Consider the following 26,210-nt stretch of genomic DNA (forward strand, 5'->3'; position numbering starts at 1 on the left):
CCATCTTCAATGCGCCACACCAAGGTAAGCGTTAATCACTTCCTGATTCGCCAGCACCTCAGCAGGTGTACCGTCACCGATTTTCTTGCCGTAATCGAGCACGACCACGCGATCAGAAATATCCATGACCACGCCCATATCATGTTCAATCAAAACGATAGTGGTACCCAGCTGGTCATTGACATCAAGGATGAAGCGGCTCATGTCCTGCTTTTCTTCCACATTCATGCCAGCCATGGGTTCATCCAGCAATAAAATCTCCGGCTCGGCTGCCAGTGCCCGACCCAGCTCCACGCGTTTTTGCAAGCCATAAGAAAGCCTGCCCACCGGTATCTTGCGTATATGCTGGATTTCCAGGAAGTCGATAATTTCTTCCACTTTTTCACGATGGGCAATTTCTTCTTTTTGTGCAGGGCCCCAGTACAAGGCTTGCATGAGGAAATTACTTTTCATTTTCAGGTTGCGGCCCGTCATGATATTGTCGAGTACGCTCATGCCTTTGAACAGGGCGATGTTCTGGAAAGTACGGGCGATACCGCTTTTTGCGGCAGCATAGGTATTCATGTCCTTGCGGTGCTGGCCACGGTAAGTGATGTCACCTTGTTGTGGGCGATACACACCATTGATGACATTCAGCATTGAACTCTTGCCCGCACCGTTGGGGCCTATGATGGCGCGTATTTCATGTTCCCTGACATTGAAGGAGATATTCGTCAAAGCCTTGACGCCACCAAAGGCCAAAGAGATGTTTTGCAAGTCCAGGATGACTTCACCGATTTTTCTGTTATCTGCCATTTATATATTCCTTACGCAGCCAGCTTTTGGGCAGAAAATGTTTTGACATCGCTGATATGCAAATCGGCACTGACCTTGCCCTGGCGGCCATCTTCAAACTTGACCAGGGTTTCTATGAACTGCGAACGCTTGTCTGAATACAGGGCGTCTATCAGCACGGCATATTTTTCGGCAATGAATTTGCGTCTGACCTTGCGGGTGCGGGTCAGCTCATCATCATCAGGATCGAGTTCTTTGTGCAGTACCAGGAAACGGTGTATCTGCGTACCTGCCATCAAGTCTTCACTGGCGAGATCTGCATTCACTTTTTCTATGCACGACAGTATCAGTTGATAAGTTTCGGCCTTGGCAGCCAGATCGGTATAACCAGAATAAGCAATGCCGCGTCTTTCTGACCAGTTGCCGACTGCCTCCATATCGATATTGATGAAGGCACACACGGTATCGCGTTCATGGCCAAAGACCACCGCTTCCTTGATGAAGGGGAAGAACTTGAGTTTGTTTTCTATGTAGTTGGGCGCAAAGATATCACCCTGATTCATCTTGCCGACATCGGCTGCACGGTCGATGATTTTCAGGTGTCCATCCTGGTCAAAGATGCCTGCATCACCGGTGTGGAAGTAACCTTGTTCATCCATGACTTCTGCCGTTGCATCGGGGCGCTTGTAGTAACCCGTCAGCATGGCATCTGACCTGACCAGCACTTCACCATTTGGCGCGAGCTTGACTTCGACACCGGGTGCTGCTGCACCCACGCTGTCAAACTTGATCTTGCCATCCGGCTGCAAGCAGACATAGGCGCAGGTTTCAGTGGAACCATACAACTGCTTGAGGTTGACACCGATGGAGCGATAGAAGCGGAACAAATCAGGGCCGATAGCGGCACCGGCAGTGTAGGCAACCCGTACGCGTGACAAGCCGAGTACATTTTTCAGTGGGCCATAAATCAGCAGATTGCCGAACGTATATTGCAGTCGGTCCATGCTACTGACGGCTTTGCCATCGAGTATGTCAGAACCGACACGGCGCGCCAGATCCATGAAATGGGCAAACAGTTTGCGCTTGATTGTGCCCGCGTCTTCCATACGTATCATGACCGTGGTCAGCATGTTTTCAAACACGCGGGGCGGGGCAAAATAATACGTGGGGCCGACTTCGCGTAAATCCGTCAAGACGGTTTCGCTGGATTCCGGGCAATTCACGGTAAAGCCTACAGCCATGGCCTGGGCGAAGGAGAACAGGTGATCACCTACCCATGCCATGGGCAGATAAGACAGGATATCTTCTTGTGCCGTAAGCTGATCAAATTCCATACCGCCCACTGCAGCTGTCATGAAAGAGCGGTGAGACTGGCAAACACCTTTGGGCTTGCCAGTGGTGCCTGAGGTGTACAGCATGACGGCAGTGTCATCTGGCTGACCGAGTTCCACTTCTCTCATGAAAAAATCAGGATGGGTGATATCGAAAGCTCGGCCCAGTTCCTGCAGGGCAGCGTAGGAAGTCAGTTCAGGCTGGTGATAATGGCGCATGCCACGGTCATCATCAAAGGCGATATGTTGTATGCCTGCATACTGTTGTTTAATCTCCAGCAACTTATCAACTTGTTCCTGGTCTTCGACGATAGCGAAGGCAATTTCGGCATTTTCCAAAACATAGGCCATGTCGGCAGCCGGTGCATCCTGATATAAAGGCACGGGTATGCCACCCAGACATTGCGCGGCAGCCATGGCCCAGTACAGGCGCGGGCGGTTGTCGCCTATGATGGCCAGGTTCATGCCACGCTTGAAGCCCTGTGCAGCCAGGCCACAGGCAAGGGCGCGCACTTCTGCATTGACTTGCTGCCAGTTCCAGGTTTGCCAGATACCCAGGTCTTTTTCGCGGAAAGCCGGATGTTGTGGCCGTGTTTTCCCATGCTGCAATAACAACCTGGGAAAAGTCGAATTCGCTGCTTCTTTTTGATTCATGTCTCCACCAGCCTATTGTTTTAGGGCTTACTTCATGTGAGTGTCCTGATGCCCCCTTACTGCTGACTTACAACTTACTTATTGCTTCAGCTTAGGGGACTTTACGGTAGGCCTGTGGCGAGATGCAATGAATTGCCATTGAGTCTGTCTACAGTCTTCGCTGTAGTGGGCAACTCGCTTACAATGTCTCCGTATTTCTTTTTGTTGAAGCGATAGTAGACCCTTCAGGGGCCGGTGGTTGTCATTCGACTGACAATCTGAAAAATTGAAGCAATTTTCTGTGGTGCGTTGCACAAATATGACAAAAAAAATCAGCGACCCTAAAGAGCGGTTTGCCAAGTCCCTGTGGGCCAGCATGCTGTCGCCAGAACATATGCAAAAAGTGGAAGACGAAGTTGTCGAGCGTTTCATTCCTGCCGGTGCTTATGTTTGCCGCAAAGGTGATCCGGTAGAGCACTGGATGGGTGTCATCGATGGCTTCCTGAAAATGAGCAGTATTTCGCCCGATGGCAAGACCGTGACTTTCAGTTGCATGCTGGCGGGCGGCTGGTTTGGTGAAGGTTCGCTGCTGAAGACGGAACTGCGTCGTTATGATGTAGTGGCCCTGCGTGATACCCGTGTGGCACATATGCCACGTGCTACTTTCACTTATTTGCTGGATAACAGTATTCCGTTTAACCGCTTTCTCCTGCATCAATTGAACGAGCGTCTGGGGTTTTTTATCTCCCTGGTTGAATACGACCGCATGCTTGATCCTGATACCCGGGTTGCCCGTTGCCTGGCAGCCATGTTCCACCCGTATTTGAATCCCGGTTTGAAAGCTGGCAGCAGCATGCAAATCCAGATATCGCAGGAAGAAATCGGTTATATCTCCAGTGTCTCGCGCCAGCGGGCCAACCAGGCTTTGCAACTGCTGGAAAAGAAAAATCTGCTGAGCGTGGACTATGGCGGCATCACCATACTTGACCTTGAAGGCCTGCGCCGCTTCCCGGAAGAATGAAGCATGAAGACCCTGAATATCATCGGTGCAGGTAAAGTTGGCAAGGTACTCGCCAAAAACTTCCGGCGCCAGCAGGTGTTTGCCCTACAACAGGTCTTGAACCGCAGTCTGGCCAGTGCCAGCGATGCTGTGGCATGGCTGGGGGCAGGGCAGGCTGTCGATGCAATCGCGCAACTGCAAGCCGCCGATGTCACCATGCTGAGCGTCAGTGATGACCAGATCGCCAGTGTCTGCCAGCAACTGGCGGATGCCGGTTTGTTGAAGGCAGGCAGCGTCATTTTCCATTGTAGCGGTGCCAAGGCATCGACAGAGTTGCAGCCTGCCAGATTGGCAGGCGCGGCTGTAGCGAGTGTCCATCCTGTACGCAGTTTTGCCAATGTCGATTTGCTGGCAGAACAATTTGCCGGTACGATATGCAGCCTCGAAGGTGATGAGTTTGCACTCACATTATTGCGACCTGCCTTGCAAGCCATAGGCGCAGAGACCGTCATCATCCAGGCAGACAATAAATTGCTGTATCACGCCGGTTCTGTGTTTGCCAGCAATTATCTGGTGACCCTGATGGAAGTCGCTTTACGCACTTATCAGGCGGCTGGCATACCGGCAGATGTGGCGCAAAAGATGGCGGCACCGCTGGCAAGGCAAACACTGGAGAATATCTTCAATCTGGGCACACAGGCTGCGCTAACCGGCCCTATCGCCCGTGGCGACATGCAGACCGTCGCTTTACAGCAAACCAGGCTCAACGGCTGGGATCAGCAGGCTGGGGACTTGTATCAGGCATTTACGCAGCCCACCATAGACCTGGCGGCTGCGCGGAATTCTCACTCAGAGAAATAAACGCTGTTACGGCCATTTTCCTTGGCTTGATACATAGCCAGGTCGGCACGTTCAAAGACGCTGGCTTCGCTTTCCTTGTCCTTGCATTCAGCCACACCCATGCTGACGGTAATTGAAAGGCGGGTGCGTGTCAGGTCAGTGGTACGCGAGAAATCATTATTGGCGATGGTATTGCGCAGGTTCTCGGCAATCGAGGTGGCTTTTTCCAGCGTACAGTTCTTCAACAGGATCAGGAATTCTTCGCCACCCCAGCGACAGATAATGTCGCTTTCGCGCAGTGAGCGCTTGGATATCATGGCGATTTCCTTAAGCACATGGTCACCCACCAGATGGCCCTGCTTGTCATTCACTTTCTTGAAAAAATCGATATCCAGCAAGACTACGCACATGGGCTGGCGCGAACGTTCACTGTCGAGCAGGGCTTGCTGGAAAACGAAATCAAACGCCTGGCGATTCAGTAAATTGGTCAGGGTGTCGGTGGACGCTGATTTTTCCAGGCGCTTTTGATAACGCCTGACTGTCAGTAACAGAATCACCAGGATAATCAGGGTGATGCCAGCGCTGATGGCGATATTGATAAGGAAGATATTTTGCAAGGGCTTGATCTCATTCCCCATTTCTTGCTCTACCAGCAAATGCCAGCCCAGCTCAGGAATAAAGCGTGCGTTGACGAGTATGGTTTCATTCTCGCTCTTGTATTCCAGATGCTGGGATTCACTTTTGCGGTTAGCCAGGATTTGCGGTGCCAGGCTGCTCAGTCCTGACATATTGCTTAAATTGCTGCGTATCTTTTTCATGTTGTTGCCAGCCAGGGCAATATTGCCCTTCTGGTCGACGAAAAAGATATTCCTGCGGAAGCGGGTCTGATAACTGTCTATCAGGGTTTTCATGGTGTCCAGCGTCATGCCTATGCCTGTGACACCAATGAACTTCCCTGAATAATCGAGGATGCGGTAATTGATGAAGATGGTCATGGTGTCGCGATTGGCCATGTCGGCATCGACATTGGTTTCATAATCGCTTTTCAAGCCACGCACCCGGAAGAACCATTGATCACGTGGTTCGGTATCGCTGATGGTCTTCAGCACGCCATCGGCATGATAATAATTGTGACTTTGATCTGACACCAGAAAGCTGGAAATCGCATGGTTTTTTTGCTTGATTTCTTTCAGGTATTTAACGATCTGGTCTTTATCCTCTTCACCATTGATGATCCAGTCACGCAAAAAAGTGTCATGCGCCATTTGTGAAGAGACAAACACCGGGCGCAATATGTCTTTCTGGATTTCAGAATAGACATTGTCACCGGTAATGGGCAGGGTTTGTTCGGAGATGCTTTGTTGTATGGCATCACGGGAAACGACAAAAGATGCCACGGTAGTGGAAACAAAACCTGCAATCAGGATCAGGGATAGCCAGACCAGCAGACCGTATTTTTTTAACATTTTTTGCATGAATGAGAGACGGAGCATGAGCGTGAGGTTTGCCGCAAGATAATACTATAAACCCATGCAAATTCCGGTCAATTTGGCGGCAAACTCATTGTCATGAGCTGGTTTTACGCTTGCAGGCGTGCAAAATACCTACATTGCATTTGTGTTTTATACAGAGTGGCGGGGTTTCGGATACTGCGCAGGGATTTTTTAGCACCATATGAAAAAATGCCGCTTTGCAGCGGCATTTGTGAGTGTAGATGGTGTGATCCAGATCAAGGACGTGGCGTCAGAGACACATGGATGCGCAGGCGTGAACCCGGATCATAGGGCATGACGGAAGTATAAGTACGGTTATGGTACTCATACGTCACGGCATAGCCATTGGTACGGGTTTCCCAGCTGTCGATGTTGCGGCACTGACGTACAGGACGGCTCTCATAGACAGGCTGGCTGTTGTAATTGTTGCCGTTATTGCCATTATTCTCAACGCGGTCACCAACAATGGCACCAGTCACAGCACCTACGGCTGCCGCAGCAATACGGCCATTGCCGCCACCAACCTGGCTACCCAGCAAACCACCTGCCAGGCCGCCTATGATGGCACCGCCATTGCTGCGCTCTGCCTGTTGCTGACGAGGATAGTTGCGCTGGCTGGTTTCATATTCAGTACGGCATTCCTGACGAGGCACATTGACTTGCTCAACCTGCGGGGTAACGCTGACGACGCGCGCATAATCATCAAAATCAGCAGCATGGGCAGCGGGAACAAAAGCAGCAGCGGCCAACAAAGCCAGCACAGGTGCTGTTTTGGAAAATGTGGGGAATGAAAATTTCATTTTTTACCTCTTTCGATATGATCATGTGATAAACATCACCTTGGCCTCTAAGCTTCTACAAGCTCGCCTGTATAATAAACATGCAAATAAGGCAATAAAAGGGCGGCCGGGTATTGCGTATTTCTGTCTGCATCCTGTGATAGTCTCTATATAACGCTTAAGCCTTTAAAATAGAAGACATGAAAATGTAAGTGTCTGTTTCAATGTACTTTTGGTACTGTATTCTTGTACTTTATATCATTGGCCTCATCTGGGTGGTTCTCAGGCCACTCAAGTATCCTCACTGGAGAATTTATGCATTTGCAATGGACATCCTGGTTAACACTTGCCGTACTCTGCATGTATATCTGGAATGTAATGACCGTAGGACGTTTGCGCATGAAGCTTGGGGTTAAGGCACCAGCCATGGATGGCCCACCTGAGTTCTTGCGCGCCATGCGGGTGCAGACAAATACGGTGGAGCAAATGGTTTTGTTCTTCCCGGCGCTCTGGTTGTGCGCAGTCTGGAGTGGCGATATACCAGCTGCTTTGCTGGGTCTGGCATGGTTGGTCGGGCGCATCATGTATGCCCTGGCTTATCTGCAAGATGCAGGCAAGCGTTCCATGGGCTTCCTGATTTCAGGTTTGGCGGCAGTGGCTTTGATGCTGGGCGCAGTAGTGGGTTTGAGCGGAGTGCTGAAATGAAAGATAAAATTCTTGCCCGTCCGGCCAGTCAAACATTGTCGCTATCCATCTATGCTTCATATATCCTTATGGGCATCGCCCTGTTGCTGGTATTGAAGGCAGGCTTGCTGGTTGCCCTGTTTTCCGGTTTGCTGGTTTTTTCCATTATCCATGTGCTGGCACCGGCGATCGCCCTGCGTTTCAGGCACAAGCAGCCGCGCATGATTGCGGTGGTGTTTTTATCGTTTTTGCTGATTACTGGCTTAATACTGGCTGGTTGGGCGATCCACGCCTTTTTACGCAGTGATGCCGGGAATTTACACAGTCTGCTGCAAAAGCTGGCTGATATTATTGAAGCTTCGCGTCACCAGTTGCCTGAGTGGGTGAGTACTAACCTTCCGGAAGATGTCGAAGCTTTGAGGGAAATGATGACGCACTGGTTGCGTGAGCATGCCGGTGAAGCGAAACAGCTGGTGCCCGAAGCTGGTCACCTGATTGTGCACTTATTGTTGGGCATGATCATAGGCAGCATGATCGCGCTCAGGGATGTCAGTGGCGACAGCAACCACAAACCCTTTGCCGCTGCCATGCAACAAAGGATCAGCAACCTGGGTCAGATTTTTCATAAAATCGTGTTCGCCCAGGTACAGATTTCTTTGATCAATACTGTGTTTACGGCGATTTATCTGGCGGCCATCCTGCCTATGGCAGGCGTGCATCTGCCACTGACCAAGACCATGATCGCCATAACCTTCCTGGCGGGTTTGATCCCGGTCGCAGGTAATATCATTTCCAATACGGTTATCGTGATCGTCGCATTGTCACAATCCCTGAATGTGGCGGTCGCTTCGCTGGTTTTCATGATTGTCATTCATAAGGCAGAATACTTCCTGAACGCACGCATCATCGGTGCTCAGGTCAACGCCAGAGCCTGGGAATTGCTGACCGCCATCCTGGTCATGGAAACCCTGTTTGGCGTTCCCGGTGTGGTCGCCGCTCCTGTGTTTTATGCTTATATCAAGAAAGAGCTCAGCGACCGGGGTCTGGTTTGATCCAGAACAGCGATAAAGAATAATTTTATTATTATCAAGAGGCAAATATGATTTTGGAGTTAGCTGATCTACGCATACAGGCTGGCAAGCAAGCCGAATTTGATATCGCCATACAGCGTGGCCTTGACGAAGTGATACGCCATGCCAAAGGTTTCCTGGGTTTCAAGGTACAAAAAGGCATAGAGTCGCCAGAACGCTATCTGCTCATGATTTATTGGGCAACTTTGGAGAACCACACTGTGGATTTTCGTGAATCTGCAGCATTCGCAGACTGGCGTGCCATCGTCGGCCCCTATTTTGCCAGTGCCCCTGTGGTGGAACATTTTGATCTTTTAGCCAAGTCTGAGTGATTTTTTTGTGTAGCCTGGGATAATTCCGACTTGATTACCGGGATTTCATCCCAAGCTTATCAAGTCATGATTTGCCTGTGGCGCTGAGGTCGGCGTTCATTTTTGGCAACAGCTTGCTCTCCAAAAGGTCATTATGGTTCCGCATCTCGTCACCGCTCTCAACGGCCCCCTGCTCGATCTTGAAAAAAAGATACTCGAAGCGACACCTGCGATAGAACGCTGGTTCCGTCTTGAGTGGCAGGAGCACACTCCGCCATTTTATTGCTCTGTCGATTTGCGCAATGCCGGTTTCAAGCTGGCCCCTGTCGACACCAATTTATTCCCTGGCGGTTTTAATAATCTGGCATCAGAAATGTTGCCGCTGGCAGTGCAGGCGGCGATGGCGGCGATAGAAAAATATTGCCCTGATGCCAAAAACCTGTTGGTCATCCCTGAGAGCCATACCCGCAATGTGTTTTATTTGCAAAACATTGCGCGCATGATGCAGATTTTCCGCCAGACCGGTCTGAATGTGCGTCTGGGGTCGCTGTCAGCAGATATCACAGAACCGACGCCTATCGATTTGCCGGATGGCAGTCAATTGATACTGGAGCCGCTGGAGCGCTCTGCCAATGGCCGCCGTCTGGGCCTGAAAAACTTCGACCCATGCACGATTTTGCTGAACAATGACTTATCGGCAGGCATACCGGCTATTCTGGAAGACATCAATGAGCAAACCTTGCTGCCACCCCTGCATGCTGGCTGGGCTTTGCGCCGCAAGAGCAATCATTTCCACGCCTATGATGAAGTGGTCAAGAAATTCGCCAAAATGGTTGATATAGACCCATGGATGTTGAACCCTTACTTTGCCAAGTGCAAGGATGTTAATTTCCATGACCGCAGTGGCGAAGATGCGCTGGTGGCAACAGTGGATACCATACTCGCCAAAATACGCAAAAAATACAAGGAATACGGCATCAAGGAAAAACCTTTCGTGATCGTCAAGGCCGATGCAGGTACCTATGGCATGGGCATCATGACTGTGCATGACTCCAGCGAAGTGCGTGATCTCAATCGCAAGCAACGCAACAAGATGTCGGTCGTCAAGGATGGCATGGAAGTCAGGGATGTCATTGTGCAGGAAGGTGTCTACACCTTTGAGCAAATCAATGAATCCGTGGCTGAACCTGTGGTTTACATGATAGACCGCTATGTGGTCGGCGGTTTTTACCGCGTGCATGAAGACCGTGGTGTTGATGAAAACCTCAATGCACCCGGCATGCATTTCGTGCCGCTGGCCTTTGCCCAGCAACATGCAGTGCCGGACATGAAGGCAAAACCGGGTACGGCAGCACCAAATCGTTTTTACATGTATGGTGTAGTGGCGCGCCTGGCTTTGCTGGCGGCATCACTGGAGCTGGAAAAGACAGATCCAAATCCTGAGGTTTATTGATTACTATTTAGCCAAGAATATTGAGCACATTCATGAAAATCGCTTTCCTGACCGATCCGCTGTCGCACTTCAAGACGTATAAAGATTCCACTTACGCCATGATGGTAGAGGCAGACAAGCGTGGTCATGAGATCTACGCATTTGGGCCGGATGATATGGCGTTGGAAAGCGGCAAGGTGATAGCCAATATCAGCCGCATTACCCTGACCGGTGATAGCCAGGACTGGTTCAGGTTGTCTGAACCTGAGTCACTTGCCCTGAGTGCTTTTGATGCCATCCTGCAGCGCAAGGATCCGCCATTTGATATGGAATATATCTACGCGACTTATTTGCTGGAACTGGCAGAGCAGCAGGGTGCACGGGTGTTCAATAAACCGGCAGCCATCCGCAATCATAATGAAAAACTCAGCATTGCCCAGTTCAGCCAGTTCACTGCGCCTACACTGGTGACACGGGATGAGCAGCGTATCCGTGCTTTCCATAAAGAACATCAGGATATCATCCTCAAACCTCTGGATGGCATGGGCGGTACTGGCATCTTCCGTATCCGTGAAGACGGTATGAACCTGGGCTCTGTCATTGAGACTTTGACGGTGAATGGCAGTCGTACCATCATGGTGCAGCGCTATATCCCTGAAATTGTCCATGGTGACAAAAGGATATTGCTGATCGGTGGCAAGGTTGTGCCATTTGCCTTGGCGCGTATCCCGCAAAATGGTGAGGTCAGGGGTAACCTGGCGGCAGGCGGTTTGGGTGTGGCGCAGGAATTGTCTGCCAGCGATCTTGAGATTGCGCAGACTTTGGCACCTGAACTTTATCAAAGAGGCCTGTTGCTGGTAGGATTAGATGTAATTGGGGCTAATTTGACTGAGGTTAATGTGACCAGCCCTACCTGTTTCCAGGAAATTACCCAGCAAAAAGGCTTCAATGTTGCTGGCATGTTTATTGATGCCCTTGAAACGGCAGTTGCAGCTTAAATATAAATGAAGGATGGCGGGCGAGTGCCGGCCATCACAAGAGAGTTAAAGAACGATGGTTGGCATACTTTTAATGACGCATGCACCTCTGGGGACTGCTTTTATGCAGGCTGCGGCCCATGTTTTCCGTGGCATGCCCGAACGCTTTGAAGCGATAGACGTGATTGCCGACCAGAATATTGATGAGGTCAACCGCCTAGCGCGTGAAGCCGTGCTGCGTCTGGACGATGGTTCCGGCGTGCTGGTGATCACCGATGTCATGGGTGGTACGCCGTCGAATTGTTGCAGGCAATTGGGTGACCCGGACCGGGTTGCGATTATTGCCGGCATCAGCCTGCCCATGTTGTTGCGGGCGATAACTTATCGTAGTGATGTACTCGATGTCGTGGTGGAAATGGCGCTGGCTGGTGGCCAGAATGGTGCCATACGTCTGGACAATCGCGTGCGTTTGTCACCCAACTAATTGAGAAAGAAACCGAAGCATGATTCAACAGGAAATTGAGATCGTCAACAAACTGGGTTTGCATGCACGTGCATCAGCAAAGTTTACGCAAACTGCCAGCAAATTCAAGGCTGAAGTATGGCTGACCCGCAATAGTCGTCGTGTGAATGGCAAGTCCATCATGGGCGTGATGATGCTGGCAGCAGGTAAGGGCAGTAAAGTTTTATTAGAAACTGATGGTGCGGATGAGCAAGCCTGTTTTGAAGCCATTCATGCGTTGATCAACGACAAGTTTGGTGAGGGTGAATAAACGGAAATTGATCGGCAATAGTAATCATTTGTGATGATGCTTTTATAAGCGCGTTGTAAGTACAATTTGCCAGCGAAACAAATGGCAACATATCGCAACATATTTCTCATTGTCGTTTTGACTCTATTCGTTTACCTTGTCCTTCTTTGATTGAATCAGCAAAATATCATGCAATAAATGGTGCATGAAGTCTTATGCTTAGCGTTACATCATTACACTAGAAATAAGACAGGGCAGCAAAATCACGGCTGCCCGAAGATAAAGTATTTTGGGGGACACAGCATGGCATCTTTTACACTGCAAGGCATCCCCGTTTCACGCGGTATAGCAATCGGGCGAGCTCACTTGCTGCGCCCGGCGGCACTGGATGTACAACATTATCTGGTAGGACAAGAGCAGGTCGAAGCCGAAGTGCAAAGACTGCAATTGGCTATCGCCCAGGTACATAAGGAATTACAGGCCATCTGGTCGGATTTGCCGGTAGATGCGCCAACCGAACTTGGTGCCTTCATCGACGTTCATGTACTGATTTTGTCCGACCCCATGATCTCTGAAGCGCCGCTCGATATTATCCGTACCCGTCACTACAATGCAGAATGGGCACTGGTCAGCCAGATCGATGAATTATCAGCCCAGTTCGATGAAATCGAAGATGATTACCTGCGTGAGCGCAAGGCTGATATCCAGCAGGTGGCAGAGCGCGTACTCAAGGTATTGACCGGTACCGCTGGCAGCGCGATACGCTCTGATGGGATTGATGAACGCAATGCCAATATGATCGTGGTTGCCAGAGACATTTCACCAGCAGACATGATGCAATTCCGCGATGTCGCCTTCACTGGTTTTGTCACTGATGAGGGCGGACATAATTCGCACACCGCCATCGTTTCGCGCAGCCTGGGTATACCTGCCGTGGTCGGCATGGGAAATGCGTCACGCCTGATAGAGCAGGACGACTGGCTCATCATCGACAGCGATGCCGGCGTGGTCATCGTCGCGCCCAGTACTCTGGTGCTCGAACAATATCGCGAACGCCAGGCCATACTGGCCAAGGCCAGGAAAAAACTCCACAAGCTCAAGAAGACACCGGCAATTACCCAGGATGGTGTCGAGATCACCTTGCTGGCAAATATAGAATTGCCACAAGATGCCGCCCATGCACTGGAGGCAGGTGCCAGCGGGGTGGGTTTGTTCCGTTCAGAATTCCTGTTCATGGAAAGCAGTGGCCAGCAACACAAGCTGCCAACCGAAGAAGAGCAGTTCGAAGCCTATCGCACTGCCGTGCAAGCCATGAAGGGAAGGCCAGTGACGATACGCACCCTGGATGTGGGGGCTGACAAACCGCTGGATACGACAGAACACAATATCCTCAATCCGGCGCTGGGTTTGCGGGCCATACGCTATTGCCTGGCTGAGCCACAATTATTTTTGACGCAACTGCGCGCCATCCTGCGTGCCTCGGCTTTTGGCAAGGTCAAGATATTGATACCGATGATGGCACACGGTTTTGAAATTGACCAAAGCCTGGCCATGATAGAACAGGCAAAGACTGAATTGCGCAAGGAAGGCAAGGAGTTCGATGCAGAGATTGCCATCGGTGCCATGATAGAAATTCCGGCGGCGGCCTTGTCGCTGCCCATGTTTGTCAAAAAGCTCGATTTCCTGTCAGTCGGCACCAATGACTTGATTCAGTACACATTGGCAATTGACAGGGCAGATCATGAAGTCGCACACTTGTACGATGATTTGCATCCGGCTATTTTGCAACTCTTGCAAATGATCATTACGGCGGGTGACAGGGCAGGCATACCGGTCTCTATCTGCGGTGGCATGGCAGGGGATATTCGCCTGACACGCTTGCTGGCTGGCATGGGTTTCCGCGAATTGTCGATGCCGGCAGCGCTGTTGCCGGAAATTAAGCAAGAGATTTTGAATACTCGCCTTGATGCCTTGCAAGGCCATGTAAAAAAAATCTTGCGTAGCTATGATTCTGCAACCATCAGGGAAACATTGGCGGCCATGGGTGCTCAGTTGCCCACTTTGCATTAGCGACACTGCGGACACTGCACTAAAATGCCATGCTCTGGTGCTTGGGGTTTGACCTCGGTGCCCGACATGGTTTATCCTTCTCCTATTGCGCCGATTTGAAAATCAGCTTGCGGGCGCGTTTCGGAAAATATCCCGAATGATAAATACGGCTAAAGCGAGCTTGAATGCAGCTTTCCCCTCCTCACATTCAGCCCACCTTTTAGCCTTCCTGAGTTTTTTGATAACGGGTTAAGTCCCGATGGAAGAGTGTATGTCATCCTCACCTGGATCAGTTGGAATCGTCACGCCACAAGCGTTTCAATTCGATGAGCCTTTGGCTTTGCAAAACGGCACCTCAATTGCTGGTTACACCCTGATGGTGGAAACCTATGGCAACCTGAATGCTGACAAGTCCAATGCAGTCCTGATTTGCCATGCCCTGAATGCATCCCACCATGTGGCTGGCGTGTATGCCGACCAGCCAAAGAATGTAGGCTGGTGGGACAATATGGTGGGGCCGGGCAAGCCTGTCGATACCAACCGCTTCTTTGTTATCGGTGTTAATAACCTGGGCTCCTGTTTTGGTTCTACCGGCCCCATGCATACCAATCCTGCTACGGGCAAACCGTATGGGGCGGATTTCCCTGTCGTGACGGTGGAAGACTGGGTCAATGCACAAGCAAGACTGGCGGATCGCATGGGCATCAAACAATTCGCTGCTGTCATGGGCGGCTCGCTTGGTGGCATGCAGGCACTGGCCTGGAGCATCTTGTATCCTGATCGCCTGCGTCATTGCGTGGTGGTGGCGTCTACCCCCAAATTGTCAGCCCAGAATATTGCTTTCAATGATGTTGCACGGCAGGCGATTTTGACTGATCCCGATTTTCATGGTGGTGATTTTTATGCCCATGGTGTAGTACCGCGTCGCGGCTTAAGGGTGGCACGCATGATAGGACATATTACCTATTTGTCAGATGACGACATGGCAGAAAAATTTGGCCGAGACCTGAAAGGGGGCGACTATCAGTTTGGCTTTGGTGTGGATTTTGAAATCGAATCCTACCTGCGCTATCAGGGCGACAAGTTCTCAGATTATTTCGATGCCAATACCTATTTGCTGATCACCAAGGCACTCGATTATTTTGACCCTGCGCGTCATACCGGTGGTGACCTGGCCAAGGCACTGTCGCAAACCAAGGCCAAGTTCCTGCTCGCCTCTTTCACGACTGACTGGCGTTTTTCACCTGAACGTAGCCGTGAAATTGTCAAGGCCCTGGTCAGCAATAAACGCACCGTCAGTTACGCAGAAATCGATGCGCCACATGGCCACGATGCCTTCTTGCTGGATGACTCGCGTTACCTGAATTTGGTGGCTGCCTATTACCAGCGCATAGATGCAGAATTGCAGGCCGAATTGTTGGGAGTAGCAGCATGAATTTTTCTGAATTAAACGTCTTGCGCCCCGATCTGGCCTTCATCGCCCACTGGATCAAGCCGCAGGCACAAGTGCTTGATGTTGGTTGTGGTGATGGCGTCATGCTGGATTATCTGCAAAGCGACAAGCAGTGCAGTGGTTATGGCATAGAAATCGCTGATGACAAGGTACTCGCATGCGCCGGTCGCGGCGTCAACGTCATACAGCAGGACATGGAAAATGGTCTAGGCATGTTTGAAGACAATGCCTTTGATACTGTCATGTGCCTGTCCTCGCTGCAAATGATGAAGCATGTAGAGCCGCTGTTGCGTGACATCGCCAGAGTGGGACGGGAAGCCATAGTTTCTTTCCCTAATTTTGGTTACTGGCCGCACCGCACTGCCTTATTGCGCGGCAAGATGCCGGTGTCAAAATCCCTGCCATACGAATGGTATGACACCCCAAATGTGCGCTGCGCGACGATACTGGATTTCTCCGATTTGGCCACAGAAGTTGGTTTGGAAGTGCTGGAATGTGTTGCCTTGCATGAAGGACGTCCTGTCACCTGGTTGCCAAATTTACGCGGTAGTCTGGCGGTTTTCCGCTTGCGTAAAAAACTGGGATGATTTTTTATTTTATTAAATTCAGAATTTTGAAAGATTCACACCTTTAAATGGTCGCTACTGCTACCATTTAATGGATTGAACATCCAGCTCCCAAGGTTTTCGCATGAACATGAAACTCAGCCACTTTGCCCTTGTATTTTCCAGCCTGTTTGCTGTTACTGCTGTTGCCAGTGCTCAAAACAATGGACAGCAAGATGGTGTCAAGGTCGGTGAAATGTCGGTCTTGCGAAAACTGGCCCCGACCGGTGCGCTGGAAAGCCAGGCTGCGGCGCAGTATGCGCAGACCATGCAGGTCGCAGAACAAAAACGTGCTTTGGGACCAGCTAACCATCCGCAGGTCATCCGTTTGCGTGCGATTGCTGACAAATTGATACCGTATGCGCTGAAATGGAATGAGCGTGCCAGGCAATGGAAATGGGAAGTCAATCTCATCGGTTCCAAGCAGGTCAATGCGTATTGCATGCCAGGCGGGAAGATAGCCTTTTATTCCGGCATCCTTGATACTTTGAAACTGACCGACGATGAAGTCGCCATCGTCATGGGCCATGAAATTGCCCATGCATTGCGTGAGCATGGTGCCGAACGTGCTGGCAAGGCAGCGGTTGCGAATGTGGGTATTAAACTGGCCGAACTGTGGGCTGGCGCGAAGGGTTATGACCCCAATCTGGCAGGCGGCGTAGCTGGTGGGGTTGCCAAGTTTGGCATGCTGGCTTTTTCCCGCGGTGACGAGACTGAGGCAGATATTGTCGGTCTCGATATCGCTGCCAGGGCTGGCTATGATCCGCGCGCTGGCGTTGCTCTTTGGCAAAAAATGGGTATGGTTAGCAAAGGGGCTCCGCCACAATGGTTGTCAACTCACCCAGCTGGTACTACCCGTATCGCAGAAATCCGCAACCACTTCCCTGAGGTCATGCCTTTATATGCGCATGCCAAAGGGGTAAGTATCAGCGCCTTGCCACCTTACCAAACCAATGTCAAAGGCATTGCTCCCGTCGTATATTCGGGAAAGTAAGTATTTTTCAAATAAAAAATAGTATCTAAATGGCAATTTGTCGCACAATTGTGACAAAATCTTGCCGCTAAAACCACTTTGTCATCATCCTTTAATAATTGGATGGGACACTCTGCAAGTTCAAAATTTTATGTGATAGACTATTTTCACATATCAAAATATCTGATCGACAGACATTTGCCCCGGCGAATTGCTCAAGTTTAAAGATGTCACTAGGAGATAGACGCACCGTAAAAAGGTCCGTCTGTTTTTTGTTTAGAAATAGCAATCGTTTGCGTCGTTGAAAATTTTCAATTTTCAAAAAAAGCAATCGTTTGCGCGGTGCTATAGGCCGAGAATATTTCTAATGTGACATGTCATCGCAGGTGTTTGTTGTGGAATTACAACCAGTTACAAAAAAAAGCCAAAAAATTTGGCAATAGAACGAGCGGTGAAGGGGATGTCATCAGGCAGTTGCGGTGGCTTGAGATGATAAACGGGGTTTTGCACTAATTTTTATTTCCATTTGTAAAATGATTCGGGAGCTTCAATGAAACAATCAAACAAATCGTCCGCATTTCCATCGCGTTTGTCGATGGTTGCAGTCGCATGCCAACTGGTATGCCTGAGCATGTCCTCTGCCTACGCGCAGCAGACAGAATCCAATGAGCAGCCTGACGCAAATCGCGTCACCATCACCGGCAAAAAAGTCGGTATGGGCTTGATGGTTCAAGAAAATGCACCAAAAGCACGTAGTACCATCACTGCAGAAGAACTGGCCAAGCAGCGTCCTACAGGCAATGCCTATGAAGCGCTGGAACTGATGCCTGCGGTTAACAGCTATAACTACGACGCAACCGGTTTGTTTGGTGGTGGTTTGACACTGCGCGGTTTTAACAGTGACCAGATTGGTGCCACGATCAATGGCGTACCAGTCAATGACTCTGGTAGCTTCTCTGTGTTCCCACAAGAATTCGTGGATCAGGAAAATACCTGTACCCAATTTGTGACCCAGGGTTCGACAGACGTTGATTCCCCGCAAATCGGTGCAACCGGCGGTAACTTCGGTATCACGACTTGCGATCCGACCAAAGAAAAACGTTTCCGCGTCATGCAAACTCTGGGTGGTTTGAAACTGTCCAAGACTTTCTTGCGTTACGACACAGGCCTGTGGGCTGATGGTCGTTCCCGTTTCTTTATCTCTGCTTCCCATGCGCAAGCTGACAAATGGAAAGGCGAAGGCGGTGCTGACCGTAACCACATAGATGCTGGTTACCGTATCGATTTCGACAAGTTCAATTCCATCAATGCCGTATTGTTGTATAACCGTGCAATCAACCAGAACATCAGTACATTCAACCTGGCTGATCTGGCAAAAAATGGTTACTACTATGACTATTCGACCAAGTTCATTGGTCATGTGACGCCAACCAAGGGCAAGGCAGATAATGATCCTAGCCAGGCAAATGCCGACACTTTCTATCAGTTGACAAAAAACCCGTTTGAAAACGCGATTTTCTCTGTGACTGGCAAATTCCGTATTAATGAAAATACCGATGTCAAAGTTGTTCCTTACTACTGGTATGGCTACGGTACAGGTGGTGTGCAACAACGTCTGCAAGCTGAAAATGCATTCCTGAATCCAACAACTGGCAAATTGACTGCTACTGTCGACCTGAACGGCGACGGCGATACGCTGGATCGCGTCATTGTTGCCAACAGTAGTGTGACACGTACCAACCGTCCTGGTGTGAGTGCTTCCGTTGTTCACACTATCAATAATCACCAAATCCTGGCTGGTGTCTGGTATGAACGTGCAACACATGAACAGTTCGGTCCTATGGTCGCTGTTGATGCTAACGGTAACGCAGCTGACATCTGGCTGAAAGAAGGCCGTATCACTCGTCCTGATGGCACGCCTTACCAAAGCCGTGACTGGAGAACTATCAGTACTGCTTACCAGTTCTCTTTGCAAGATACGATCAGTCTGTTGAATGACAAACTGACTATCAATATCGGTTTGCGTGTACCGACCATGAAACGTGATTTCACCAACTACGCGAATGAAGGCACGAATTCTGGTACGACTTACAAACTGGAACGGACCTATACCAAGCCTTTGCCGCAATTGGGTGCACGCTACCAGATTGATAACAATAATCAGATATTTGCCAGCTTGGCACGTAACATGAAAGTACCGCCAAACTTTGTTTATGCAACGACAAATAACGCGAAAATCAATGCAGATGGTAGCGTTGGCTTTGTAGAAGTACCACCAGAAACTTCATACAACTTCGACTTGGGCTATCGTCTGCAAAGCGACAAGTTGACTGCTCAGGCAACAGTTTACACAGTAGACTTTACTGATCGTCAGGCCACCGCTTTTGATCCTGTTGCTAACCAAAGCTCGGTAACCAATGTTGGTAAGGTAAAAACCAAAGGCTTTGAAGTTGAACTGGGTAACACACCAGTGAACGGCTGGTCTTTCTATGGTTCCGTCGGTTACGCGAAGAGCGAAATCAAAGATGACCTGCTGGTAGCAAAAGGCGTTTATATTCCTACAGCTGGCAAGGCAATGACTTTGACACCAGAATGGAAAGCCGGTCTGAGCGCACAGTATGAAACAGCCGTTTGGTATACACGTCTGAAAATGAAATACACAGGCGGTCAATTTGCAACTATGACGAATGATGAATTCGTTCCTGGTTACACCTTGTTGGGCTTTGATGCTGGTTATCAGTTCCCGAACACCAGCTGGTTCAAAAAACCAACGGTACGTCTGAGTGTCAGCAATATCACGAACGAGAAATACCGTAACCCATCCAGTTTCAACATCACCAATGCAACTGCCTATCCTGGCGCTGCTGCAAAAGGTGTGTTCTACTACCTGGGTGCACCACGCTTTACATCGGTCACCTTGTCCGCAGATTTCTAATCTGAAGGCATAACGTGGTGAATCCAAAACTCACCACGCAGACTTGATTCAGGCCTGCAACAAGAACACTTGTTGCAGGCCTTATTCTTTTTAACGCAAGAATATATCTCTTATGCAAAAGTTGAAATTAATCAGCATATCTATCGCTGCGATATTGCTTGCCGCCTGTGCCAGTACTGACAAAGCGGAAAAATCAGCAACAACCGATATAACGATTTTCAGTATCAATGATTTTCATGGCAATTTGCAGGCAGATCAACCTGTGCCCTATGTCGCCACAAAAATTGACCCAGCACGACCTGGCGCGAAAATCTCGGTACCGGCAGGTGGTTATGCCTACTTGACTACCAAGCTAAAAGAACGCCGCCAGGCTGTAGGTGCCAGCATATTTGTCGGTGCGGGTGACTTGATTGGTGCTTCGCCCATGGGTTCGGCCCTGATGAAAGATGAGCCTGTCATCGAAGCACTGAACCGCCTGGATTTGTCAGTGACTGCAGTCGGTAACCATGAATTTGACAATGGCACTGCCGACCTGATGCGCAAAATCAAGGGTGAATGTCCGGCAACCGGTTGTGCTTATGCTGACTTCAAGGGCGCACGCTTTTCCTATCTCGGTGCCAATATCCATGAACTGGGCAGTGACAAACCGTGGCTGACACCATATGTGATACGCCAGGTCGGCGACGTCAAGGTAGGTTTTATCGGTGCGGTGACATCCGATGTACCCAATCTGGTGGCAGGTGATGCGGTCAAGCATCTCAGTTTTGAAGATGAAGCGACGGCGATTAACCGCTATGTGCCTGCACTGCAAAAGCAGGGCGTCGCTGCCATCGTCGTGTTGATACATGAAGGCGCGATCTACAAAGGTCCAGAGACTGATCCCAGTTACCGTTGTGAAGGTTTGCAAGGCCCGATCATCGAGATCAGCAAAAAACTCGACAAGGCCGTCAGCCTGATTGTTTCTGGTCATTCGCACCAGGGCTATACCTGCAAGATAGACGGCAGGTTGGTGGTGCAGGGACGCAGCTACGGCTCCTTCCTGACAGAATCAACCCTGACGATAGACCGCAAGACCAATCAGGTGGTCAATGCAGTCGCCGTCAATCATCTGATTGACCAGCAAGCGCTGCAGCCCGATCAGGCTGCAAAGCAGCTAGTGGATCAGGTGGCAGCACAAACGGCAGGTTTGCGCCAGCGTCCTATCGTCAACTTGAGTGCGCCTTTATCGCGCAATAGCGAAGCAGGTGTGTTTGACAGTAGCCTGGGCAATATCATCGCTGACTCGCAGCTCCATCATGGGCATCATGCGGGTGGTGCTGATGTCGCCTTCATGAATGCCGGTGGCATACGCAGTGACCTGCCTTCTGGCAAGGCAACTGGTCCAGTGGCAGTGTCCTATGGTGATTTATATGCGGTACAACCGTTTGGCAATAACCTGGTTCGCATGAAGCTGACAGGCGCGCAAATCCTGACTCTGCTGCAGCAGCAGTGGCTGGGGCGTGAAGTCAATGATCCAAAAAAACTGTTTGTATCTCACACGCTTAGCTACAGCTATGACCCGCGTGCCGGCATCAGTGAGCGCGTAAAGGATGTCAAAATCAAAGGCAAGCTGCTTGACCTGAACCAGCAATACAGCGTGGTGGTAAACAGTTTCATCGCAGATGGTGGTGATGGCTTTGCCGTTCTCAAGCAAGCAAAAGACAAAGAGTTGATAGGCCGTGACCTGGAAGCCTTTGAGTCGTATGTGCGTGAGCAGGGTAGTAAATTGACTGAGGTTAAACGTGACCGTGTAAAACGCTTGCCAGGTTAATCTGTAAATGTTTTAGAAGTAAAAAAGCCCGTCTATCCAGCTGACGGGCGTTTTTCATTAAGGGATTAAGAGCTTATTTGTATTCTATGATTAACGGTGCATGATCAGAGAAGCGTGCTTCCTTGTATATCGAGGCCGTATGCGCTTTTTTACCTATGCCGCTGGTGGCGACATGGTAGTCAATACGCCATCCCACATTATTTGCCCAGGCCTGGCCACGGTTGCTCCACCAGGTATAGGCATCTCCCGTCGTTTCAGGATGCAAATGACGGTAGACGTCCAGCCAGCCCTGCTCATCAAACAGGCGCGTCATCCAGGCACGCTCTTCAGGCAAAAAGCCGGAATTCTTTTGATTGCTCTTCCAGTTTTTCAAATCAATTTCTTTGTGGGCGATATTCCAGTCCCCGCAGATGATGATTTCCCTGCCTTCGGCGATCAGTTGTTGCAGATGCGGGTAAAACAATTCCATGAAACGGAACTTGGCTTCCTGCCGCTCAGGAGACGATGAGCCGGAAGGGCAATACACGGATATCACCGACAGCTTGCCAAAATCACAGCGTACATAACGGCCTTCGGCATCGAATTCCGGGCTGCCAAAGCCGATAACGACGGCGTCCGGTTCTTTTTTGCTATAGACGCCAACGCCGGAATAGCCTTTTTTCTCGGCATAGTGAAAATGACCATGATATTCGTGCGGGTTCAGGAAGTCTGGCGTCATGTCCGCTTCCTGGGCTTTCAGCTCCTGCACGCAGACCACGTCAGGGTTTTCCTTTTGCATCCACTCAAAAAAACCTTTTTTGGCGGCGGAACGTATGCCATTCAGATTGGCGGAGATGATTTTAGTCATGCTGGTAGGTAGTGACTTAAAAAATGAGATAGAAAGCATACCAGATAGCGCAGCAATACGTGTACTTGGGAGGAATAAGCAAACAGATGGTTTATACTTGCCTACTTTTCCCTCTGGGTAGCTATCCCTTTGCGCCATCATGAATGAAGAACAATTGCGTGCTGAACTCAAGGCGGTATATGCCAGTTCTTCCTGGAAACTGACTGCGCCTTTGCGTTATTCGGTGGAATTATTGAAGAGCGGCGGTTTGCCCAAGTTGCTGCGTGATATCAAGGTTTTGCTCAAAAAACTCATGCCCGCCAAAACAGTCAAGGCTGAAGCGGTCGAAGTCATGCCCGACCGGCTCAATGACGAAGGCCAGCGAATTTTGAATGAACTCCAGAGCCGCATGCACCGCAGCCTTAGCCGTAGCCGACAAAAGTAAAACAGACCTCCCACCATGCGCATCATTATCGATCTACAAGCCTGTCAATCCACTGGTAGCCGCCACCGTGGCATAGGCCGTTATTCACTGGCGCTGGCCAAAGCCATGGTACGCAATGCAGGCCAGCATGAAATCTGGCTGTTACTGAGCAATTTGTTCCCTGACACCATACAGCCCCTGCGTGACACCTTTGCCGGCATGGTGCCGCAAGAGCGCATTGTCACCTGGGGCGCACCCGGCCCGGTGGCAGAACTGGTGCCACAAAACTATTGGCGCAGCCGTGCGGCAGAATTACTGAGAGAACAGGCACTGGCTACCCTGCGCCCTGATTTTGTCCATGTCACCAGCCTGTTTGAAGGGTCGGGCGATGATGCAGTGTCCAGCGTTGCCATATCGGGTGAACATTTGCCCACGGCGGTGACGCTGTATGACTTGATCCCCCTGATGTACGACAAACAGTATTTGAACGACCCTGCACAAAGAGCCTGGTATTACCGCAAACTCGCCAGTTTGAAACGCGCGGATTTATTGCTGGCCATCTCTGACTCATCGAGACAGGAGGGCATGGATTTGCTGCAGTTGTCGCCAGATCGCGTCGTCAATATTTCTTCTGCCGTGGATGAGCATTTCCAGTTGCGTAGCTGCAGCGATGAGACCATGCAGGCATTGCGTCAGCGCTATGGCGTCACCCGCGATATGGTGATGTACACCGGCGGTATTGATATACGCAAGAATATCGATGGCTTGATCCAGGCTTACGCTGGTTTGCCACTTGCAGTGCGTCAGCAACACCAACTGGCCATCGTCTGCAGCGTGCAAAAAGCAGACCGCGAACGTATAGCTGCACTGGTCACGCAACTGGAACTGGCAGAGGATGAAATCATACTGACCGGCTTTGTACCGGATGAAGATTTGCCATTGCTGTATCAGGATTGCAAATTATTCGTTTTCCCGTCATGGCATGAGGGCTTTGGCCTGCCTGCGCTGGAAGCCATGTGTTGTGGTGCTCCGGTGATTGCGGCCAACACCAGCAGTTTGCCTGAAGTGCTGGAATGTCCCGATGCCTTGTTTGACCCTCGAGATACACGGGCCATCACAGCAAAAATGCTGCAGGTACTGGAGCAGCCAGAATTTGCTGCCTATTTGCGCGAACACGGCTTGAAACAATGCAAGAAATTTTCCTGGGATGCGTCAGCCAAAAAAGCGCTGCATGCGATTGAAGTCAGCCATGCCCACTTACAGCAAGTGGCTGCTGCCAAAGTCCATGTGTGCCTGCCATCTGTCAAACCAAGGCTGGCGTATATTTCACCTTTGCCACCTGTGGCTTCCGGCATTGCCAACTACAGCGCAGATTTGTTGCCTGAGCTGGCCGATTATTACGACATCACCCTGATTGCAGAACAAAGCCAGATAGATGCCCCGTGGCTGACAGCCAATTTCGCCATACATGATAGCCAGTGGTTTATTGAGCATGCTGCCAGCTTTGACCGTGTCGTCTATCATTTTGGTAATTCTGCCGTGCATGCTTATATGTATCCGCTGTTTGCCAGCTACCCTGGCATCGTGGTTTTGCATGATTATTTCTTGAGTGACTCGCTCGCCAATCTTGAGATGAGTTCATCCAGGCCTGGTATATGGGCGCAGCATATGTACCTCTCACATGGCTATGCAGCTTTGCTGGAAAGACGCAATGCGCCTGATTACACGGCAGTGATGGGCAAATATCCTTGCAGTAGCGGCATACTTGAACGTGCCGAAGGTGTGATAGTACATTCGGCCTATGCGCAAGAACTCGCACGCACCTGGATCAAAGGCTGGCCAGCCTGTCAGTGGCAGCAAGTGCCCTTGTTGAGACGTATTCCTGCTGCATCTGTCAGACACCTCGCACGCAACAAGCTGGGGCTGGACGAGCATGATTTTGTATTGTGCAGCTTTGGTATGCTGGGGCCGACCAAGCTCAATCATGCTTTGCTGGATACCTGGCTGGAATCGTCACTTGGCAAGAACGAACGTTGCCATCTGGTGTTTGTTGGCAAGAATGATCCGGGTGAATATGGCGCGCAGTTGCAAGAGCGTATCGCCAATTGCGAGCGTGTGCGCATCACCGGTTTTACAACTGCAGAAGAATTTGCCTTATACATGCAGGCTGCCGATGGTGCTGTGCAATTGCGCACGCTCTCACGTGGCGAAACCTCGGCTGCTGTCCTTGAATGCATGGCTTATGGTTTGCCTGTGATTTTGAACCGTAACGGCGCCATGGCAGAACTACCGGAAAATGCTGTGCAGGCAATGCCAGACAATTTTACCCAAGCTGAATTATTGCTAAGCATCAGCCAGCTACATGATGACACCGCGCTTCGCAAGGCTGTGGGGCAAAGGGCAAGGCAGTTTGTGCAAGAACATCATGCACCTGCACTGGCCGCACGTATGTATGCCGAAGCGATAGAAGAATTTGCACTGACAGAACCAGCCGCGCGCATGCACCGCAGCCTGGCCGCCATTGCTGACATCTCGCCCGTGTCGCCGCAACATCCACACTTGCAGGCAGAAGTAGCAAACGATGATTTACGCGAACTGGCGCGCCATCTGGCCAATTGCACGCCTCGCCCCGGCAAATGCATGGTGATGCTGGATGTCAGTGCGTGGTGCCAGTCGCAGGACATCATTCCCGCAGGTTTGAAAGCGGTATTGGAAAGTTTGGTGCTCAAGCGCCAGGATTTGCGCTTTGAGCCGGTTTGGTATGCAGGCCCCGATTATCGTTACGCCAGAGACTGGACTTTCAAGCAACTGGACTTGCCCGGCTTGCCGCCAGCAGACGATTTTGTCGCCATCCGCGCGGGAGATTTGTATCTGGATTTATCCGGATGTAAAGATTTGCAAATGCAGACCATGCAATTACAACAACTTGGTGTCACTTGTAACGCCATTTCCACTCAAATGCAGGCAAATATGGTGGATTTGTCAGTGTCTAAGGCGCTGATGACGGAATTTTTACTGGTTTTACCGCCTGAAACAGACTAAATCCTGACAAGGACGCA

Annotated in this window: 22 protein-coding genes; 17 read left to right on the top strand and 5 right to left on the bottom strand. The window is 50.3% G+C overall.

Annotated features, from left to right (window positions below; translation table 11 throughout):
• Nucleotides 1–6 precede the first annotated feature (6 nt).
• Together AC3WQT_RS28310 and AC3WQT_RS28315 are read right to left on the bottom strand one after the other, a co-directional pair.
• On the bottom strand, nt 7–795 hold the full coding sequence (locus AC3WQT_RS28310) for an ABC transporter ATP-binding protein (protein ID WP_186955877.1): 789 nt from the start codon (nt 793–795) through the stop codon (nt 7–9).
• 11 nt (nt 796–806) lie between these two features.
• Nucleotides 807–2,759 carry an AMP-dependent synthetase/ligase gene (locus AC3WQT_RS28315; protein ID WP_492709280.1) on the bottom strand — a complete coding sequence of 651 codons (1,953 nt, stop codon included), beginning with the start codon at nt 2,757–2,759 and terminating at the stop codon, nt 807–809.
• A gap of 298 nt (nt 2,760–3,057) precedes the next feature.
• On the opposite strand from AC3WQT_RS28315, the gene AC3WQT_RS28320 reads away from it, so the two are divergent.
• Together AC3WQT_RS28320 and AC3WQT_RS28325 are read left to right on the top strand one after the other, a co-directional pair.
• The gene (locus AC3WQT_RS28320; protein WP_492709282.1) at nt 3,058–3,759 is read left to right on the top strand and encodes a Crp/Fnr family transcriptional regulator; all 702 of its coding nucleotides are present in this window, start codon (nt 3,058–3,060) and stop codon (nt 3,757–3,759) included.
• Nucleotides 3,760–3,762: 3 nt separating this feature from the next.
• Complete coding sequence (locus AC3WQT_RS28325; protein WP_492709284.1) at nt 3,763–4,599, top strand: Rossmann-like and DUF2520 domain-containing protein; 837 nt, start codon at nt 3,763–3,765, stop codon at nt 4,597–4,599.
• On the opposite strand, the gene AC3WQT_RS28330 is transcribed toward AC3WQT_RS28325, so the two are convergent.
• Both AC3WQT_RS28330 and AC3WQT_RS28335 read right to left on the bottom strand, forming a co-directional pair.
• Nucleotides 4,584–6,044, bottom strand: a complete 1,461-nt coding sequence (locus tag AC3WQT_RS28330) for a sensor domain-containing diguanylate cyclase (protein WP_492709286.1) — start codon at nt 6,042–6,044, stop codon at nt 4,584–4,586. The two genes, AC3WQT_RS28325 and AC3WQT_RS28330, sit on opposite strands and share 16 nt — an antisense overlap.
• Nucleotides 6,045–6,307: 263 nt before the next feature.
• Nucleotides 6,308–6,871 (bottom strand): glycine zipper 2TM domain-containing protein, encoded by a 564-nt coding sequence (locus AC3WQT_RS28335; protein WP_492709288.1) that lies wholly within the window; start codon nt 6,869–6,871, stop codon nt 6,308–6,310.
• 294 nt (nt 6,872–7,165) lie between these two features.
• Here AC3WQT_RS28335 and AC3WQT_RS28340 point away from each other — a divergent pair, with 294 nt between their 5' ends.
• From AC3WQT_RS28340 to AC3WQT_RS28400, 13 genes are all read left to right on the top strand, one after another.
• On the top strand, nt 7,166–7,555 hold the full coding sequence (locus AC3WQT_RS28340) for an MAPEG family protein (RefSeq protein WP_492709289.1): 390 nt from the start codon (nt 7,166–7,168) through the stop codon (nt 7,553–7,555).
• On the top strand, nt 7,552–8,586 hold the full coding sequence (locus AC3WQT_RS28345; RefSeq protein ID WP_492709291.1) for an AI-2E family transporter: 1,035 nt from the start codon (nt 7,552–7,554) through the stop codon (nt 8,584–8,586). The genes AC3WQT_RS28340 and AC3WQT_RS28345 overlap by 4 nt, the downstream gene beginning before the upstream one ends.
• A gap of 47 nt (nt 8,587–8,633) precedes the next feature.
• Nucleotides 8,634–8,936 (top strand): antibiotic biosynthesis monooxygenase family protein, encoded by a 303-nt coding sequence (locus tag AC3WQT_RS28350; protein ID WP_492709293.1) that lies wholly within the window; start codon nt 8,634–8,636, stop codon nt 8,934–8,936.
• Nucleotides 8,937–9,069: 133 nt separating this feature from the next.
• A complete protein-coding gene (gene gshA, locus AC3WQT_RS28355) occupies nt 9,070–10,368 on the top strand; it encodes a glutamate--cysteine ligase (protein ID WP_492709295.1) in 1,299 nt (432 codons plus the stop codon).
• Between the two features lie 32 nt (nt 10,369–10,400).
• A complete protein-coding gene (gene gshB, locus AC3WQT_RS28360; RefSeq protein WP_492709297.1) occupies nt 10,401–11,345 on the top strand; it encodes a glutathione synthase in 945 nt (314 codons plus the stop codon).
• A 55-nt stretch (nt 11,346–11,400) separates the two neighbouring features.
• Nucleotides 11,401–11,808: a PTS sugar transporter subunit IIA gene (locus tag AC3WQT_RS28365; protein WP_422976802.1), complete on the top strand. Its 408-nt coding sequence runs from the start codon at nt 11,401–11,403 to the stop codon at nt 11,806–11,808.
• Between the two features lie 19 nt (nt 11,809–11,827).
• Nucleotides 11,828–12,097 (top strand): HPr family phosphocarrier protein, encoded by a 270-nt coding sequence (locus AC3WQT_RS28370; RefSeq protein ID WP_423010119.1) that lies wholly within the window; start codon nt 11,828–11,830, stop codon nt 12,095–12,097.
• A 282-nt stretch (nt 12,098–12,379) separates the two neighbouring features.
• Nucleotides 12,380–14,146 carry a phosphoenolpyruvate--protein phosphotransferase gene (gene ptsP / locus AC3WQT_RS28375; RefSeq protein WP_492709300.1) on the top strand — a complete coding sequence of 589 codons (1,767 nt, stop codon included), beginning with the start codon at nt 12,380–12,382 and terminating at the stop codon, nt 14,144–14,146.
• Nucleotides 14,147–14,396: 250 nt separating this feature from the next.
• Nucleotides 14,397–15,560, top strand: a complete 1,164-nt coding sequence (gene metX / locus AC3WQT_RS28380; protein WP_492709302.1) for a homoserine O-succinyltransferase MetX — start codon at nt 14,397–14,399, stop codon at nt 15,558–15,560.
• Entirely contained in the window at nt 15,557–16,165 is a 609-nt protein-coding gene (gene metW, locus AC3WQT_RS28385) for a methionine biosynthesis protein MetW (RefSeq protein WP_492709304.1), read from the top strand. Before metX ends, metW begins: the two co-directional genes overlap by 4 nt.
• Nucleotides 16,166–16,268: 103 nt before the next feature.
• Nucleotides 16,269–17,177, top strand: a complete 909-nt coding sequence (locus AC3WQT_RS28390) for a M48 family metallopeptidase (RefSeq protein WP_492709306.1) — start codon at nt 16,269–16,271, stop codon at nt 17,175–17,177.
• 529 nt (nt 17,178–17,706) lie between these two features.
• Nucleotides 17,707–20,091 carry a TonB-dependent receptor gene (locus AC3WQT_RS28395; RefSeq protein ID WP_492709308.1) on the top strand — a complete coding sequence of 795 codons (2,385 nt, stop codon included), beginning with the start codon at nt 17,707–17,709 and terminating at the stop codon, nt 20,089–20,091.
• A gap of 112 nt (nt 20,092–20,203) precedes the next feature.
• Complete coding sequence (locus AC3WQT_RS28400; protein WP_492709310.1) at nt 20,204–21,901, top strand: bifunctional metallophosphatase/5'-nucleotidase; 1,698 nt, start codon at nt 20,204–20,206, stop codon at nt 21,899–21,901.
• Nucleotides 21,902–21,974: 73 nt separating this feature from the next.
• Here the strand turns inward: AC3WQT_RS28400 and AC3WQT_RS28405 are convergent, their stop codons facing one another.
• On the bottom strand, nt 21,975–22,748 hold the full coding sequence (locus AC3WQT_RS28405; protein ID WP_492709312.1) for an exodeoxyribonuclease III: 774 nt from the start codon (nt 22,746–22,748) through the stop codon (nt 21,975–21,977).
• A 139-nt stretch (nt 22,749–22,887) separates the two neighbouring features.
• Here AC3WQT_RS28405 and AC3WQT_RS28410 point away from each other — a divergent pair, with 139 nt between their 5' ends.
• On the top strand, nt 22,888–23,172 hold the full coding sequence (locus AC3WQT_RS28410; RefSeq protein ID WP_492709313.1) for a hypothetical protein: 285 nt from the start codon (nt 22,888–22,890) through the stop codon (nt 23,170–23,172).
• A gap of 15 nt (nt 23,173–23,187) precedes the next feature.
• A complete protein-coding gene (locus AC3WQT_RS28415) occupies nt 23,188–26,193 on the top strand; it encodes a glycosyltransferase (protein WP_492709315.1) in 3,006 nt (1,001 codons plus the stop codon).
• The last annotated feature ends 17 nt before the right edge of the window (nt 26,194–26,210 follow it).

It is taken from the genome of Undibacterium sp. FW305-107, assembly GCF_058788535.1.

What these genes read in the sequence shown, in the direction of transcription:
- AC3WQT_RS28310 (WP_186955877.1), bottom strand. Translation starts at nt 795, where the DNA reads ATGGCAGATAACAGAAAAATCGGTGAAGTCATCCTGGACTTGCAAAAC.
- AC3WQT_RS28315 (WP_492709280.1), bottom strand. Translation starts at nt 2,759, where the DNA reads ATGAATCAAAAAGAAGCAGCGAATTCGACTTTTCCCAGGTTGTTATTG.
- AC3WQT_RS28320 (WP_492709282.1), top strand. Translation starts at nt 3,058, where the DNA reads ATGACAAAAAAAATCAGCGACCCTAAAGAGCGGTTTGCCAAGTCCCTG.
- AC3WQT_RS28325 (WP_492709284.1), top strand. Translation starts at nt 3,763, where the DNA reads ATGAAGACCCTGAATATCATCGGTGCAGGTAAAGTTGGCAAGGTACTC.
- AC3WQT_RS28330 (WP_492709286.1), bottom strand. Translation starts at nt 6,044, where the DNA reads ATGTTAAAAAAATACGGTCTGCTGGTCTGGCTATCCCTGATCCTGATT.
- AC3WQT_RS28335 (WP_492709288.1), bottom strand. Translation starts at nt 6,871, where the DNA reads ATGAAATTTTCATTCCCCACATTTTCCAAAACAGCACCTGTGCTGGCT.
- AC3WQT_RS28340 (WP_492709289.1), top strand. Translation starts at nt 7,166, where the DNA reads ATGCATTTGCAATGGACATCCTGGTTAACACTTGCCGTACTCTGCATG.
- AC3WQT_RS28345 (WP_492709291.1), top strand. Translation starts at nt 7,552, where the DNA reads ATGAAAGATAAAATTCTTGCCCGTCCGGCCAGTCAAACATTGTCGCTA.
- AC3WQT_RS28350 (WP_492709293.1), top strand. Translation starts at nt 8,634, where the DNA reads ATGATTTTGGAGTTAGCTGATCTACGCATACAGGCTGGCAAGCAAGCC.
- gshA (WP_492709295.1), top strand. Translation starts at nt 9,070, where the DNA reads ATGGTTCCGCATCTCGTCACCGCTCTCAACGGCCCCCTGCTCGATCTT.
- gshB (WP_492709297.1), top strand. Translation starts at nt 10,401, where the DNA reads ATGAAAATCGCTTTCCTGACCGATCCGCTGTCGCACTTCAAGACGTAT.
- AC3WQT_RS28365 (WP_422976802.1), top strand. Translation starts at nt 11,401, where the DNA reads ATGGTTGGCATACTTTTAATGACGCATGCACCTCTGGGGACTGCTTTT.
- AC3WQT_RS28370 (WP_423010119.1), top strand. Translation starts at nt 11,828, where the DNA reads ATGATTCAACAGGAAATTGAGATCGTCAACAAACTGGGTTTGCATGCA.
- ptsP (WP_492709300.1), top strand. Translation starts at nt 12,380, where the DNA reads ATGGCATCTTTTACACTGCAAGGCATCCCCGTTTCACGCGGTATAGCA.
- metX (WP_492709302.1), top strand. Translation starts at nt 14,397, where the DNA reads ATGTCATCCTCACCTGGATCAGTTGGAATCGTCACGCCACAAGCGTTT.
- metW (WP_492709304.1), top strand. Translation starts at nt 15,557, where the DNA reads ATGAATTTTTCTGAATTAAACGTCTTGCGCCCCGATCTGGCCTTCATC.
- AC3WQT_RS28390 (WP_492709306.1), top strand. Translation starts at nt 16,269, where the DNA reads ATGAACATGAAACTCAGCCACTTTGCCCTTGTATTTTCCAGCCTGTTT.
- AC3WQT_RS28395 (WP_492709308.1), top strand. Translation starts at nt 17,707, where the DNA reads ATGAAACAATCAAACAAATCGTCCGCATTTCCATCGCGTTTGTCGATG.
- AC3WQT_RS28400 (WP_492709310.1), top strand. Translation starts at nt 20,204, where the DNA reads ATGCAAAAGTTGAAATTAATCAGCATATCTATCGCTGCGATATTGCTT.
- AC3WQT_RS28405 (WP_492709312.1), bottom strand. Translation starts at nt 22,748, where the DNA reads ATGACTAAAATCATCTCCGCCAATCTGAATGGCATACGTTCCGCCGCC.
- AC3WQT_RS28410 (WP_492709313.1), top strand. Translation starts at nt 22,888, where the DNA reads ATGAATGAAGAACAATTGCGTGCTGAACTCAAGGCGGTATATGCCAGT.
- AC3WQT_RS28415 (WP_492709315.1), top strand. Translation starts at nt 23,188, where the DNA reads ATGCGCATCATTATCGATCTACAAGCCTGTCAATCCACTGGTAGCCGC.